14 protein-coding genes are annotated in these 14,626 nt (G+C 39.5%); 9 read left to right on the forward strand and 5 right to left on the reverse strand.

The features are described 5' to 3' along the window. Nucleotide 1 precedes the first annotated feature (1 nt). Nucleotides 2-2,605 carry a bifunctional lysylphosphatidylglycerol flippase/synthetase MprF gene (gene mprF, locus R8925_RS06680; protein ID WP_430535129.1) on the forward strand — a complete coding sequence of 868 codons (2,604 nt, stop codon included), beginning with the start codon at nucleotides 2-4 and terminating at the stop codon, nucleotides 2,603-2,605. A 47-nt stretch (nucleotides 2,606-2,652) separates the two neighbouring features. Here the strand turns inward: mprF and R8925_RS06685 are convergent, their stop codons facing one another. Next, nucleotides 2,653-3,549 carry a TIGR01777 family oxidoreductase gene (locus tag R8925_RS06685; protein WP_430535117.1) on the reverse strand — a complete coding sequence of 299 codons (897 nt, stop codon included), beginning with the start codon at nucleotides 3,547-3,549 and terminating at the stop codon, nucleotides 2,653-2,655. Between the two features lie 102 nt (nucleotides 3,550-3,651). Here R8925_RS06685 and recX point away from each other — a divergent pair, with 102 nt between their 5' ends. Both recX and R8925_RS06695 read left to right on the forward strand, forming a co-directional pair. Next, a complete protein-coding gene (recX, locus tag R8925_RS06690; protein ID WP_430535118.1) occupies nucleotides 3,652-4,464 on the forward strand; it encodes a recombination regulator RecX in 813 nt (270 codons plus the stop codon). After that, nucleotides 4,464-4,691: a YfhJ family protein gene (locus tag R8925_RS06695; protein ID WP_430535119.1), complete on the forward strand. Its 228-nt coding sequence runs from the start codon at nucleotides 4,464-4,466 to the stop codon at nucleotides 4,689-4,691. Before recX ends, R8925_RS06695 begins: the two co-directional genes overlap by 1 nt. 52 nt (nucleotides 4,692-4,743) lie before the next feature. Here R8925_RS06695 and R8925_RS06700 read toward each other — a convergent pair whose 3' ends face one another. Beyond that, complete coding sequence (locus R8925_RS06700) at nucleotides 4,744-5,724, reverse strand: metal-dependent hydrolase (protein WP_430535120.1); 981 nt, start codon at nucleotides 5,722-5,724, stop codon at nucleotides 4,744-4,746. Between the two features lie 207 nt (nucleotides 5,725-5,931). Between R8925_RS06700 and mutY the strand changes: the two genes are divergently transcribed. The 3 genes from mutY to ntdP all read left to right on the forward strand — a co-directional run bounded on the left by mutY (nucleotide 5,932) and on the right by ntdP (nucleotide 8,705). Next, nucleotides 5,932-7,026, forward strand: coding sequence for an A/G-specific adenine glycosylase (mutY, locus tag R8925_RS06705; RefSeq protein WP_430539416.1), 1,095 nt, complete (start codon nucleotides 5,932-5,934; stop codon nucleotides 7,024-7,026). After that, entirely contained in the window at nucleotides 7,026-7,772 is a 747-nt protein-coding gene (fabL, locus tag R8925_RS06710; RefSeq protein WP_430535122.1) for an enoyl-[acyl-carrier-protein] reductase FabL, read from the forward strand. Before mutY ends, fabL begins: the two co-directional genes overlap by 1 nt. A gap of 405 nt (nucleotides 7,773-8,177) precedes the next feature. Then, nucleotides 8,178-8,705, forward strand: coding sequence for a nucleoside tri-diphosphate phosphatase (gene ntdP / locus R8925_RS06715; RefSeq protein WP_133620907.1), 528 nt, complete (start codon nucleotides 8,178-8,180; stop codon nucleotides 8,703-8,705). An 84-nt stretch (nucleotides 8,706-8,789) separates the two neighbouring features. On the opposite strand, the gene R8925_RS06720 is transcribed toward ntdP, so the two are convergent. Further along, entirely contained in the window at nucleotides 8,790-9,458 is a 669-nt protein-coding gene (locus tag R8925_RS06720; protein ID WP_430535123.1) for an NAD(P)H-dependent oxidoreductase, read from the reverse strand. A 119-nt stretch (nucleotides 9,459-9,577) separates the two neighbouring features. Between R8925_RS06720 and R8925_RS06725 the strand changes: the two genes are divergently transcribed. Then, entirely contained in the window at nucleotides 9,578-9,949 is a 372-nt protein-coding gene (locus tag R8925_RS06725; protein WP_430535124.1) for a winged helix-turn-helix transcriptional regulator, read from the forward strand. A gap of 16 nt (nucleotides 9,950-9,965) precedes the next feature. Here the strand turns inward: R8925_RS06725 and R8925_RS06730 are convergent, their stop codons facing one another. Together R8925_RS06730 and R8925_RS06735 are read right to left on the reverse strand one after the other, a co-directional pair. Next, a complete protein-coding gene (locus tag R8925_RS06730; protein WP_430535125.1) occupies nucleotides 9,966-11,051 on the reverse strand; it encodes an aromatic acid exporter family protein in 1,086 nt (361 codons plus the stop codon). A 66-nt stretch (nucleotides 11,052-11,117) separates the two neighbouring features. Next, complete coding sequence (locus R8925_RS06735) at nucleotides 11,118-12,410, reverse strand: glutamate-1-semialdehyde 2,1-aminomutase (protein WP_430535126.1); 1,293 nt, start codon at nucleotides 12,408-12,410, stop codon at nucleotides 11,118-11,120. Nucleotides 12,411-12,566: 156 nt separating this feature from the next. On the opposite strand from R8925_RS06735, the gene R8925_RS06740 reads away from it, so the two are divergent. Both R8925_RS06740 and perR read left to right on the forward strand, forming a co-directional pair. Then, on the forward strand, nucleotides 12,567-13,511 hold the full coding sequence (locus tag R8925_RS06740) for a D-2-hydroxyacid dehydrogenase (protein WP_430535127.1): 945 nt from the start codon (nucleotides 12,567-12,569) through the stop codon (nucleotides 13,509-13,511). Between the two features lie 98 nt (nucleotides 13,512-13,609). Further along, nucleotides 13,610-14,056 (forward strand): peroxide-responsive transcriptional repressor PerR, encoded by a 447-nt coding sequence (perR, locus tag R8925_RS06745; protein ID WP_036072723.1) that lies wholly within the window; start codon nucleotides 13,610-13,612, stop codon nucleotides 14,054-14,056. Nucleotides 14,057-14,626 lie beyond the last annotated feature (570 nt).

Raw genomic sequence — 14,626 nt, forward strand, 5'->3', positions numbered from 1 at the left:
GATGAAAGAAAGATTTGCAAAGCTTATAGCATGGTTTCAAGAAAACAGTCTGAAGGCCAAAATAATTTTTATTGTTTTTGTACTCGCGTTTGTTGTGTACGAAGTGATTAATATTGGAACAACAACCGATTTTGGCGCATTAAAAGAAAATATAACATCGCAAGGACCAGAAAATATTTTAATTATGATTGTTGTGGGACTTATTGCCGTAACACCGATGCTCATCTATGATTTTGTCATCGTGAAGCTATTGCCTGGGAAATTCCCAACGAGTCACATCATCGCATCTGGTTGGATTACGAATACATTCACAAATATTGGAGGATTCGGAGGCGTATTAGGAGCATCTTTACGCGCTAATTTCTACGGGAAAAATGCTGATCATAAACAAATTCTCCTAGCCATTTCTAAAATCGCCTTGTTTCTCGTATCTGGTTTATCTTTATATTGCCTTATTGGTTTAGTGATGCTATTTATTCCTGGATTTGCCGACCATTTCCGAAGTTATTGGCCATGGCTTGTAGGAGGCGGACTTTATTTCCCAATCCTATTTTTCTTCACTAAATGGAAAAGTAAAACATTATTTGAAGATTTACCGCTAAAACGTGAATTACTGCTCATTTTGGCATCACTATTAGAATGGGCTTTTGCATTCGGCTGCTTTATCATTATCGGCGTACTTATGAATGAACCTGTCGATGTGGCAAAAGTATTCCCGCTCTTTGTCATTGCATCTGTAATTGGTATTGCTTCGATGGTACCAGGTGGAGTGGGTACGTTTGACGTTGTGATGATTCTCGGCTTAGAACGACTTGGCGTATCGACTGATTTGAGCGTCGCATGGCTACTATTTTATCGTATTTTCTATTATATTATACCTTTTGCAGCAGGACTTCTATTCTTCGTCCAAAAAGCGGGGAAGAAGTTCAATGACTATTTAGAAGGCTTACCGCGACTATTTCTACAAAAATTAGCACACCGCTTTCTAGTTCTATTCGTCTATTTCGCAGGATTAATGCTTATCATTTCTGCAGCAATTCCGAATGCGATTTATCACTTGCCATTACTATATAAATTAGCCCCATTCAGCTTGTTCTTCGTGTCTCAAATTACAATGATAGCATTCGGGTTTCTGCTATTAGGCCTTGCTCGAGGAATTGAAAGTAAAGTCACAAAAGCTTATGTAACGACAATCGTTGTGTTAGGTTGCGCGATTTTTAATACGTTGGCACAAGGTTTTTCTATCAAAGCAGCGATTTTCCTTGGAATTGTGCTGATTTGCGTATACTTAGCTCGTCACGAATTTTATAGAGAAAAGCTTGTGTATACTTGGAGCAAAATCATTTTCGATAGCATGCTATTCTTACTTTGTCTAATCGGCTATGTTCTAATCGGTATTTACAACTCACCAAAAGTACCGCATCACCGCAAAATACCGGATTATCTATTGATTCCATCTGAACATGTTTGGATTACAGGTTTTATCGGTGTTGCCATTGCAATTCTTAGTTTGATTGTTATTTTCTATTATTTCTCCACAACGACTGTGACTATCGGAGAACCATTTGATGCAAGGCGTCTGAGAGCACATTTAGCAAAATATAAAGGAAATGAAGTAACACATACCATGTTTTTGCGTGACAAATTACTATTTTGGTCCAAAGATGACAAAGTAGTATTTCCGTTCCAACTAAAAGCAGACAAAATGGTCATCATGGGAGAACCGGTCGGGGATAGTGTTCATCTTGAGGAAGCATTGGAAGAACTAATGGTGTATGCTGACCGCTTCGGCTATCGCCCTGTCTTTTATGAAGTTGATGTTGACATGTTAGCATTCCTTCATGATCACGGTTTTGACTTCATGAAAATCGGTGAAGAAGGTTTCGTATCTTTGCCTGAATTCACATTAACTGGTAAAAAACGCAAAGGTGAGCGAGCCTTAATGAACAAATTTGAACGCGAAGGCTATACGTTTGAAATCATCGAACCAAGTTTTGACGAGCAAACAATTCAGCGACTTCGTGAAGTTTCAGATGATTGGCTTGGCGAAAGATCCGAAAAAGGATTTTCACTTGGCTACTTTGACGTTTACTATTTAGAGCAAGCACCAATCGCGGTTGCTAAGGATGAAAGTGGCAAAATCATTGCCTTTGCTTCCATCATGCCGTGTTATAATGACGAGATGACGTCTATCGATTTAATGCGCTATGGTCAAGATGCCCCTAGCGGAATTATGGATTTCCTATTTATCAACCTGTTCCAAAAAGGGCAAGAAGATGGCTATCAAATTTTCAATGCAGGAATGGCGCCACTTTCTAATGTAGGCTCGTCCCAGTTCGCTTTCTTAGGAGAGCGGATGGCAGGGCTCGTCTACCGCTACAGCCAAGGTTTTTACGGATTTCAAGGATTGCGAAATTACAAATCAAAATACGTCACCACCTGGGTTCAAAAATTTATTGCATTCCGTAAACGAAGCTCAATTGCTTTTACGATGTTGCAACTAATGGTACTAGTAGGTAAAAAACGCCCACTATCCAAATCACAAATCGTAGAAGAAATTCTAGAAGAAAATGAAGCCACAATTCTAGTCGAGAATACAAAATAAAAATAAGGCGTTAGAAGCTCAGTAGTTGAGATTCTAACGTCTTATCTTTACTCTTGTATTAAATCTGCTAATGCATCCTCAATTTGTGGAAATATAAATGTGAAATTTTGATTGAGGAGCTTTTGAGGATAAACACGTTGTCCCTCAAGAACAATCATTGCTCGTTCTCCCATTACTAGACGGATCATTGAAGCCGGTGTTGCAACTTTTGCAGGTCGATTCATGGCGTGACCAAGCAACTCCGCGAATTTTTTTTGTTGCAAAGGATGTGGTGCAGTTATGTTTATTGCCCCTTCCATACGATCATTCGTCATAATAAATAAAATTGCTGCAACAACATCATCAATATGAATCCACGAATACCACTGATCCCCGTCACCCAGCGGCCCACCGATAAGAAAAGCGAACTGCTTTGTAAGTAATGGCAATGATCCGCCATCTCTTCCTAAAATCAAGCCAAACCGCGTGAATACCGTCCGAATTCCTGATGAGCGAGCGACTTTTTCCCAAGAAATCACGGTCTCTGCAAGAAAGTTATCTGCCGCCGCATGCTCCTCTGTATCCAAGAAGAAAGTCGTTTGTGCAGTAGGATACACGCCAATTGCGCTCGCATTAATCAACACATGCGGTTTTAATTTCAAATGGTGAATAATTCGCACAAGCTCTGTCGTAGCCTCTACTCGACTATTCAAAATTACTTGCTTCCGTTTCTCTGTCCAACGCTTATCGGCAATCCCTGCACCAGCAAGATTTATGCACACATCAATAGCAATACCATCCAAATTTGGCAGAGAACCATCCAACCATTTTATATAATGTACATTTCCTGAGTCCACCTTATCGTCCTGACGCGTCAAAATATAGATAGCATGGCCTTTATCTAACAGAGCCGGAACGAGATGATGTCCAATAAAACCAGTACCGCCTGTTATTAAAATATTCATATATCCGTTCAACTCCTAACATATTTTTTATTACTTTTCCCTTTAAGATAGCTTTAAAACGATTTTTTTCGTATGATAAGGGTAGAAGAGGAGGCGATAAAGATGAAAATAACATCCATTTCGCAACAGCAAAAAAATAAAGAAAGATACAACATATTTGTTGCTGGAAAATATCTATTTAGTGTAGATGAAGTCGTGCTAACGAAGTATCAACTTTTTAAAGACCGCGAATTGACTGACGAGGAATTAGCTGAGGTTCAAGAAGAAGACGCAATCCGTCGAGGTTTGAACAAAGCTATCCAATATTTAGCCCATCGTGTACGCTCCGAAAAAGAAATCCGCACTCATTTGGCAAAATCTGAAATGGAATCCGACGAAATTAATCTTGTCATTAAACGTCTAGCCGAAATGAAATACATCAATGACTTAGAATTCGCGCATCTTTACGTCCGAACCCAAGTAAATACTACGTCAAAGGGACCCCGTCAAATCGAGCGCGAACTTGTGGCAAAAGGCATAATCCGCGAACATATTGAAGAAGCGCTAGATGATTTTAAAGGTGATGTACAACTTGAAAATGCCGTCAAACTAGCAACAAAAATAGTTAATCGTAGTCGCAAATCTGCAAAGCGTCAACTACAACAAAAATTAGTTACTGAGCTTATCCAAAAAGGCTACGAAACAGATCTTGCAAAAGAAGCAAGCCGGGTGGCGCTAGAAGAGTTCTCAGAAGAACAGGAGCAAGACGTATTAGGCGAACAATTAAATAAATTATTGCAAAGAAATCGTCGTTTAGGGCCAGTTAAGTGCCGTCAAAAAACAATCACGTCGCTATTGCAAAAAGGATTTTCCTATGATACCATTCAAGATTACATGCGAGAACATGAATTAGATTTTGAAGAGGAGCAAGAATAATGAAAGCTTATTTTGAAAAGTTAAAGTTAGAGTTACTAGCTATTAATCCGAATTTTACCGAAGAAGAAGCGCTTTGGTGGGTAGAGATGCTATGGACTGATTTTGAAGCAAGTTATGCCAAAGCTGGATACCCATATCGTGGAAGTGAATATACGTATGACTATGTATCAAAACAAGTAAAACAACATGGTGCATCACTACATTTGGTCGAACGAAAAGAGCAATGATATACAAAGGCCTTCTCGTTTTCGAATCCGAGAAGGCCCTTTTTACTAAATTCTAATTGGTAGCAGGATGTAATTTCTTGTGTAGTTTCTCATCGCTGAAAATCCAGCCAGTGTAAGAAGAAACGATTTGTAAATCATCATCCAATTTGACCACCGCAACAAATGGATAGTGCCCATTACTGCGATATCTCAAATCAGTATACGTTACATACGTGCCATCCATCTTTTCTTCAATACGCCAGTTATACACCTTGGAAAAGGATACAAATGCCGCTAAATTCTTATCTTTCATCGCTGCGTGGATAATATCGTTATCGGGAACTGGCAAGCGATTGAATTTCTCGTAAATAGAAATTGTACGTTTGAAAGCCCGGCCAACATAGTAATGGTCTTTCGTCGTTACCGCGACACGCCACTGGAAGAAACGAATCGTAGAAGCTACAATAATTTCCTCCGCATCAGGAATCATATTTTTGACCGCATGGGTAATGACTTTTTGCGTGACAAATCTTGCTACATAGTAAAGCGCCAAAATTACGTATAACGTGAAGAACGTTGGTACAGCTGGCGCGCCGAGTAACCAAATAATAATAGCTACAACGTGAGAACCGAAAATAAAGATATCGAATGTGTTAATAAATCCAAATGCGACCCAAGTATCTTTAAACGGCCTCAAAGCCTGCGTTCCATATGCGTTAAAAATATCCACAAAAATGTGAAAGGCGACTGCCACGAAAGTCCATAGCAAAAGATGCCCAAACGGCGCGGCTGGAAAAATGAAAGCAAGAATAACCGAGAGTAAAATCGGCCAGATTGCTAGACCTGGAAGGGAATGGGTGATTCCCCGGTGATTACGAATATAATCCGCATTATTTTTAAGTTTCAGAACAGTATCAATGTCCGGTATTTGTGATCCAATAATAGTGGCTGTCATGATACCAATGGCAGCGGAACCCCCAACAATGGAAGGGTCGATCGCTGTGGCTACAGCGCCGAGTGCGATTCCCATAACAACATGTGTGCCAGTGTCCAAGAGACTTCCTCCTCTTCTAAGAGCAATATAAAATCAATATTTGCTTCTTGTGAAACATCCGAAGGCAATTGGCTATCCAATCACATCTTGATTCTGTATAATGAGAACGTGCAAGAAAATCAAGTATCGGAAGTTTTTTCATACTTACATTATACTACAGAATACCCGAAAACACGCATTAGAAAACCATGAGAATATACACATAGAATGAGGAGTAAATACACGATGGAATGGAAATACGAAAAAATTGTGGCCTTTAGATCAGCTTTAATTGATTGGTACGAGGAGAATAAGCGGATTTTACCTTGGCGAGAAAATACAGATGCTTACCGAATTTGGGTTTCTGAGATTATGCTCCAGCAAACAAAAGTTGACACAGTTATGCCATATTTTGAGCGATTTATGGCATGGTTCCCAACGATGAAAGACTTTGCAGAGGCTCCAGAAGAACGAATTTTAAAAGCTTGGGAAGGCCTTGGTTATTATTCTCGTGTCCGTAATTTGCAAGCTGCGATGAAGACAGTAGTGACAGAGATGGGCGGTGTCGTTCCGAATGATTTGGAAGGGATTCTCGCGCTAAAAGGAGTAGGACCATATACCGCTGGCGCTGTGCTAAGCATTGCGTATGAAAAGCCAGAGCCTGCTGTAGATGGCAATGTGATGCGAGTCATATCGCGGGTTTTGGAGATTGACGATGATATTATGAAACAGAAAACACGAAAGAAATTTGAGGCCGCATTGTATCCGCTAATCGATCCAGAGAAACCAGGCGAGTTTAACCAAGCTTTAATGGAAATCGGCGCTCTTGTTTGCACGCCCAAAAAACCACTGTGTCTCGTCTGTCCGCTACAAGAGTTTTGCGAAGCACACAAAGTCGGGAAAGAAGAGTCTTATCCAGTTAAAATTAAGAAAACCAAAGTAAAGAAAATATTCTTATCTAGTGCTATCGTTCAGGTAGGAGAAGGCAAATACATCATAGAACAGCGCCCAGAAACAGGATTGCTGGCTAATTTATGGCAATTTCCAACCGTCGATTTAGCGGAAAATAACGAAGCAATGAAATTAGCTTTTTTACAGAAATATGGCATCGAACTCCAGATTGAATCTGAGCCAATCGCACATGTAAAGCATATTTTTTCACATTTAATCTGGGAAGTAGACGTATTCGTAGCGCAAGCGATTCACACACAAACTACAGAGTTGAAAACAAAAACTGTCACCAAAGCTGAAATGGAGCACTTAGCTTTTCCAGTTCCGTATCAAAAAATGTGGCAAGCATTTCTAAAGGGGGAAACCATATAATGAATAAAGTGGCATTAGTAACAGGAAGCAGTCGTGGGATTGGACGAGAAATCGCGCTTGATCTCGCGAAACAGGGGTATGATATTGCGATTAATTTTGCGAGAAGTCCTAGTAAAGCACAGGAAGTTGCACAGGAAGTCGAGTCGTTAGGTCAAAAAGCGGTGCTAGTACGCGCTAATGTAGGGGATATAGAGAAACTAAAAAGAATGTTCGCAGAGGTTGATGAAGCGTTCGGACGGCTTGATGTATTAGTAAACAATGCAGCAAGCGGTGTTTTAAGACCAATTATGGAATTGAACGAGTCACATTGGGACTGGACGATGGATATCAATGCTAAAGCGTTACTTTTTGCAAGTCAAGAAGCTGCAAAACGCATGCAAAAAACGGGCGGTGGGAAAATTGTAAGTTTGAGCTCTGTAGGAGCGATTCGCTATTTGGAAAATTATACAACGGTTGGTGTTTCAAAGGCTGCTGTCGAATCATTAACACGTTATTTGGCTGTCGAATTAGCACCACTAGGGATTTCGGTGAATGCTGTTTCTGGTGGACTAATCGAAACCGAAGCGCTGGATCATTTTCCTAATCGTGAAGAATTATTAGCAGATGCGATTGCAAAAACTCCAGCTGGTCGTATGGTTGAAGCGCAAGATTTAGTAAAGGCTGTATCATTTTTAGTGAGTGATCAGGCAGATATGATTCGCGGACAGACAATTATTGTAGATGGTGGAAGAACATTATTAGTTTAGAAGTTTATGCAGGCATTAGTTCTTGAGGCTCTTCTGAATTATTTCTTGCTGATTTAGAGCCGCAATATACATGAAACAAAGTGAGGATATAATTCATTTGAAGTGATGGAAGAAACAGACGATAGTGTTATAGCGGTTCGAGGTATGGCAATCACATATGTGGGAACGCTCCGTTTTTTTGCGTATCATCGTTTTCAAATCTAGCTTCAAGAGCCAGTATCTCGGAAATTTCGTGACCTCTGTAAAAATCAAAAGAGAATTTTTACGGAGGCTCCTAACAATTTCTGCCGAGGCTAAACGAGCTCTTTTAGCTTTTCGTGTCTTTTCAGTTTTTTTGAAACTGATTGCATGGTATAATGGAAAAGGATGTTAGATCGATAGTACATGGAGAAAGTAGGATATTGGATGTACTTACCTAAAGAGAAAGAAATAATTCAAATCAAAAGCTACAAACACGACGGCTCACTTCATCGTACTTGGAAAAAAACGGTTGTTTTGAAATCAACGGAAAATGTTATTATCGGTGGAAATGATCACACTCTGGTAGTGGAATCTGACGGCCGAAAGTGGGTAACCCGTGAACCTGCTATTTGCTATTTCCACAGCGAATATTGGTTTAACGTGATTTCGATGATTAGAGAGGACGGGATATATCATTATTGCAATCTAGGAACGCCATTCGCATCTGATGAGGAAGCGGTGAAATATATCGACTACGATTTGGATATTAAGGTTTTTCCAGATGGTCGGTTCCACTTGCTAGATGAAGGCGAATATGAACAACATAGAAGGCAAATGAAATACCCAGACGCTATTGACCGTATACTAAGACATAATGTGGACATACTCTCACACTGGATTCTGGACAAGAAAGGTCCGTTTTCCAAAGATTACATCGATATCTGGTATGAAAAGTATAAAGAATATCGCTAAATTTGTAGTGAAAAACACGCAAAACAAGCTCCTATCACTGGAATCTTGTTTTGCGTGTTTTTGTCATTTGATGAAAAATGTAGTTTAATAAACCGTTTCAACGTGCGCTTCTATTGGTTGACGCGTTTTTTCGCGACTTGGTGCTGCGGCTCGGTAGCCAAATGCAAGCATCGCGGAAACACCGAACTCATTTGCATCCATCAAGTTTTTCTGAATCAAAAGTTCTTCAACAGCTTGTTTGTCGAACCCCTCAATTGGACAAGAATCAATGCCAATCGCAGCTGCGCTCGTCATCATATTTGCCATCGCTAAGTACGCTTGACGACTAGCCCATTCAAAAACGAGACGATCCTCGGCCAACAGGTCAAAATCTTTCTCTAAAAAGTTACTAAAATGATTCGTATACATCTCAGCAACTTCATCAGGCATTTGAGCTACATTTTTCAGGTGATTTTGAATGTAATCAGATTCAGGCGCGAGGCTATTTTTAGTACGAGAAAGCACGATTACGAATTTATCGGCAGTTGGTAACTGAGTTTGTGCCCCCCAAGCATTAGGCATTAAATCCTCACGTAGCTCTTTATTCTCAATGACAAGTAACTTCCAAGGCTCAAAACCGAAAGATGAAGGAGACAACCGCGCAGTTTCTAAAATAAATTGAAAATCCTCAGCTTTTATTTTTTTCGCAGTATCGAATTCCTTACAAGCAAAGCGATAGTGGAAAGCATCTAAAATTTCTTGTTTTTTTGACATATGAAAAATCCCTCCTAAATTGTTTGACATTCCAAGTATATCAAGTAAAATAAAAAAAGATAGTATGCACATTTTTGTTAGGTAGTTACATTTTGTATACTGTAACAAGGAGGGAAGCAATGCAAAAACGTAAAACGGATTTTTCATGTGGTGCGGATGTAACGTCATCCGTTATCGGCGGGAAATGGAAATTACAAATCTTATTTCACTTAATGGATAACACGATTCGCTTTAATGAGTTTCGACGGTTGATTCCAGGAATAACACAACGAATGCTCACATTACAATTACGCGAATTAGAAGAAGATGGCATTGTCCACCGGAAAGTATACAACCAGATTCCGCCTAAAGTAGAATATAGTTTGACTGATTTAGGAGATACACTCATTCCACTAGTTCGAGCAATGTGTGATTGGGGAACGATAAATAGGGCTACTATTGTCGGAAACAGAACGACAACAGAGCATGAAAAAGAACCGAGCCAGCTCTGATAGCCAGCTCGGAGTTTTATTCATGCACATCAATGTCAATCTTGTTTTCTTCATCATGCCTCAATTTAAAACTATGAATCAGCTTTTCCAAATAATCTACGGTTTCCTGATAAGCAAAGACGCAAGCGATAATGCGCATCAAGTGGTACTGGTCAATGCCCTCGTCGTCATCTTCTTTGTCTATTTCCTTCATCTCGTTTAAGAACAACCGCATCAAATCTGCTGGATCCTGTGAAAAATGTTTCTCCGCATAATTTAAGTCCACCGAAACCTTGTCAATATACGTGAGTAACAACTGTTCATGCGTGTCTGTTAAATAATCAATCTGCATGCGTATTAACTCTTGTTTCTCAGGAGGCAATTGCAAAAAATCATTCTCATAGCGGTGTAATATCCGCAGTAACTCATATCCTTTTTGCGAACAAAGAATCATCTGACGGTAAACAGCAATTTTTCGTGATTTGGAAATATTTGTTCGCCTCAAAAACGTTCGCTCTTCGCGATATAATTCGTAGTAGCTACTCATTTGTGTAATCTGCTTTTGCATCCACTTCATGTCCTTTTTTAGGAGTGGAAAATCAGCAGCATGACGCAAATTCAACTTTATCCAGCGCATAATTTCATCATTTGTGCTGTAAATAAACTGGAATAAAGTAATTTCATACTTCGGTGGTAAGAAAATCAAGTTGACGATAAATGCGGCAACAAGACCGAGCATAATCGTACCGAATCGTGTGAGGGCAATCATTAGAAAGTCATTTGTAGGTGAATCCATCACGATAACCAGCGTCACAAGCGCCAAGCCAATCGTTTTTTCAAGCTTAAACTGAATCAATAAGGCCACACAAATAATCGATGCAACCCCAATTAAAATGAAATCATTTCCAATGTAAAGCCCGAAACCAATCGCAATCGCTGCGCCAATAACATTCCCTTGCGCCCGTTGTAAAATTTCTAAATAAGATCGGTAAATCGATGGTTGAACCGCAAAAATTGCCGAAATCCCTGCTAAAGAAGGAGAAGGGGAGTGACAAAGTTCGGCAATAAAAAGCGCTAAACTAATCGCAATTCCTGTTTTTATAATCCTAGCCCCGAATTTCATTGCTGGTTATTCCTTTCTGTACTCATTTTCTCCTATTATATCCGTAAATGCTGCTTTGCAAACAAATTAACCAACCATTTTTGCAAAAACCCGGTTCACAGCAGCAAGTGTCTCCTCAATATCCGTATGCGTATGTGCTGTTGTAATAAACCAAGCTTCATATTTGGAAGGTGCCAACATGATACCTTCTTCCACCATTAACTTGAAAAACTGGCCGAATAATTCACCGTTAGTGGCTTGGGCATCTGCATAAGTTACGATTTCTTGATCTGTAAAGTAGACCGTCAAAGCACCTTTAATCTGATTAACCGTAACGTCAATCCCATGTTTTGCAGCGGCATGCAGAATTCCATTTTTTAGCCTAACTCCGAATTTTTCAAATCGCTCATAAATACCGTTCTCTTGCAGAACTTCCAAGCAAGCAATCCCTGATTGAATGGAAGCCGGATTTCCAGCCATTGTACCGGCTTGATATGCAGGGCCTAGCGGAGCAACTTTTTCCATAATATCGACGCGCCCACCATATGCACCAATCGGCAAGCCACCCCCAATAATTTTTCCAAGCGCGGTCAAATCAGGTGTTATGTTCAGCAAATTTTGTGCTCCGCCATACATAAATCGGAATGCGGTAATCACTTCATCATAAATGACAAGTGCACCTGCAGCATGCGCTAACTCGTTTACTTTCTCCAAAAAGCCTTCAACCGGGCCGACAATCCCAAAGTTCCCAATAATAGGCTCCACTAAAACTGCAGCAACTTGGTCACCCCAAATACGCATTGCTTCTTCCAAACTAGCGATGTCATTAAAAGGAACGGTAATCACTTCCTCTGCAGTTGCCATCGTCACCCCAGCCGAATCTGGCGTACCAAGCGTAGAAGGGCCAGAACCAGCCTCGACAAGCACCAAATCAAAATGCCCATGATAAGAACCAGCGAATTTGATAATTTTATCGCGTCCAGTAAAAGCGCGTGCCACACGAATCGTTGTCATCACAGCTTCTGTACCAGAATTTGTGAAGCGGACTTTTTCCAAAGATGGAATTGCGTCTTTTAACATTTTTGCAAAAGTGATCTCATATTTCGTAGGTGTGCCATATAAAACACCATTTTCTGCAGCATACGTAATCGCTTTTGTAATATGAGGATGCGCGTGGCCAGTAATAATTGGCCCGTAAGCCGCCAAATAATCAATATATTTATTACCATCAGCATCCCAAAAATAGGCGCCGCTTGCACGTTCCATCGTCACAGGGATTCCGCCACCAACACCTTTATAAGAACGGGATGGACTATTAACCCCGCCAACAATGTGCTTAAGTGCCTCCGTATGTAACTTTTCCGATTCAGAATGGTTCATGTTTGATACATCTCCTTCATTAAATGTTTCTTCCCTTCTCATTTTAGTGGAAACCGCGACGAACTGCAATGATATATAGAAGCAAGTTCATTGTAACCGGCGCGAAAAGAGACTAAAATAAAAGGACAATATAAACAGAAAGCGACGTGATTCCTTTTGAAAATACTGTTTACAATGCCAATCCCAGACGATTTAAAAGCCAAACAAGAAGCACAATTTCCAAATCATACATACGATTACATAGAAAATTTAGCATCCTATAAATCCTTAGAAACGATAGATTGCATCGTAACCTATGGCTCTGACATCACAGAAGCGATTATTGAAGAAGCCAACTCTCTAAGCTGGATTATGGTTTTTTCAGCAGGAATTGAAGAACTACCTCATGCAAAACTTCAAGAAAGAGAAGTTCTTGTCACCAATGTGCGGGGAATCCATTCAATCCCAATGGCCGAGTTTACAATGGCTTACATGCTTTCTTATGTTAAACGCCTAGCGAATTTTGCAACAAAACAAGTGGAGCATAATTGGATCCGTGATGCAGAGATGTCCGAGCTAGCAGGCAAAACAATTATTATTATAGGAACAGGTGCTATAGGAAAACAAATCGCCGAATTCGCAAAAGTATTCCAAATGAAGACAATCGGTATCAATACATCAGGAGAAACTTTTACGCCATTTGATCAAGTTGTTTCTATAGAAGAAATCCAAACTGTTCTTCCAAAAGGCGATTTCATTGTATCCATTTTACCGGAAACAAAAGCGACTAAAGCACTTTACCAAAAATCACATTTTGAGGCAATGAAAGAAAGTGCAGTATTTATTAACATCGGTCGAGGCTCTGTTGTCACAGAAGAAGTTTTAATAGAAGTCGCGACAAGCCAAACAATTGCTCACTTATATCTTGATGTCGCTCCAATCGAGCCACTACCAACAAATCATGCTTTATGGGATTTTCCGAATGTCACAATCACACCACATGTATCCGCCCATTCGCCTAAATACCTCTATAGAAGCTTCGACATATGGCTTGAAAATATTTCAAGATTTCAAAATGAAGAACCATTATTAAATACGATTAACTTAAATAAAGGCTATTGAAAGAAATGTTTGCGCCCCCTAATGTTGACAGAACACGCGAAAGTTAGGTAGAATAGGTTATATGTACAATCTATTTAAATTAAGCGAGAAAGGAGTGCATGACGGTGTCTAATTCTCATTCTCATTTACGAGAAGCAATAGATGTCTTGAAAAAAACTGGAGTCAGAATAACTCCTCAACGTCATGCTATACTTGAATTCTTAATTAATGCTGATACCCATCCTACCGCCGATGAGATATACAGAGCGCTTGAAGGGAACTTCCCCAATATGAGTGTAGCTACAGTTTACAATAATCTACGCGTATTCCGAGAAGCAGGACTAATTAAAGAATTACCATATGGCGATTCATCCAGCCGTTTTGATTTTTCTACATCCGAACATTACCATGCCATTTGCAATGAATGCGGTAAAATAGTAGATTTTCATTATCCTGGCTTAGACGAAGTAGAGCATTTTGCTGCAAGTGTCACAGGATATGAAGTAAATAAACATCGATTAGAAGTTTACGGAACTTGCCCAGAGTGCCAATCAAAAACATTATAACTTCCAGCAAAGCCATCTTTTCACTCGATTTGATGGTTTTCTTTTATCGCTAATGTATAAAAGTAATAATATTTATGCAAAAAAATCTATAATAGCAAACGGCTGTACATCAATGTTTAGCGCATACATTTTTGTGGAAATAGAGTACAGCCTGAAAAAAAACTAAAATATTATGCATAACTTGGTTGACATTATCCTAATTAATTGATATATTAGTTCTCGGCGCTACTAGCCGACACTTTTACAAAGAAAAATAACATAAAAATAATTATACAAAGTTGTTGACAGATAAGTGCTTGAATGGTATGATTTAAAAGTCGCAAAAATAAAAAAACATAAGTGATAGCAACGCGATAATGACCTTTGAAAACTGAACAGAAACAAAGATAAAACCAATAGAGACAGTGATGTTTCTAGGTAAGAATCGCAGGGCGAAAATAGAAAGCTATTTCCAAAAAAGTACTAGTAAAGAAATTTGCTAGCGAAGTCAATTTGACGCAAGGATCTTATTCACGGTGTTGAATAAGTATTCAAATTCAGCTTTATTTTAAAGAGAGTTTGATCCTGGCT

Source organism: Listeria rocourtiae subsp. hofi (assembly GCF_963575615.1).
GTDB classification, from domain to species: Bacteria; Bacillota; Bacilli; order Lactobacillales; family Listeriaceae; genus Listeria_A; species Listeria_A hofi.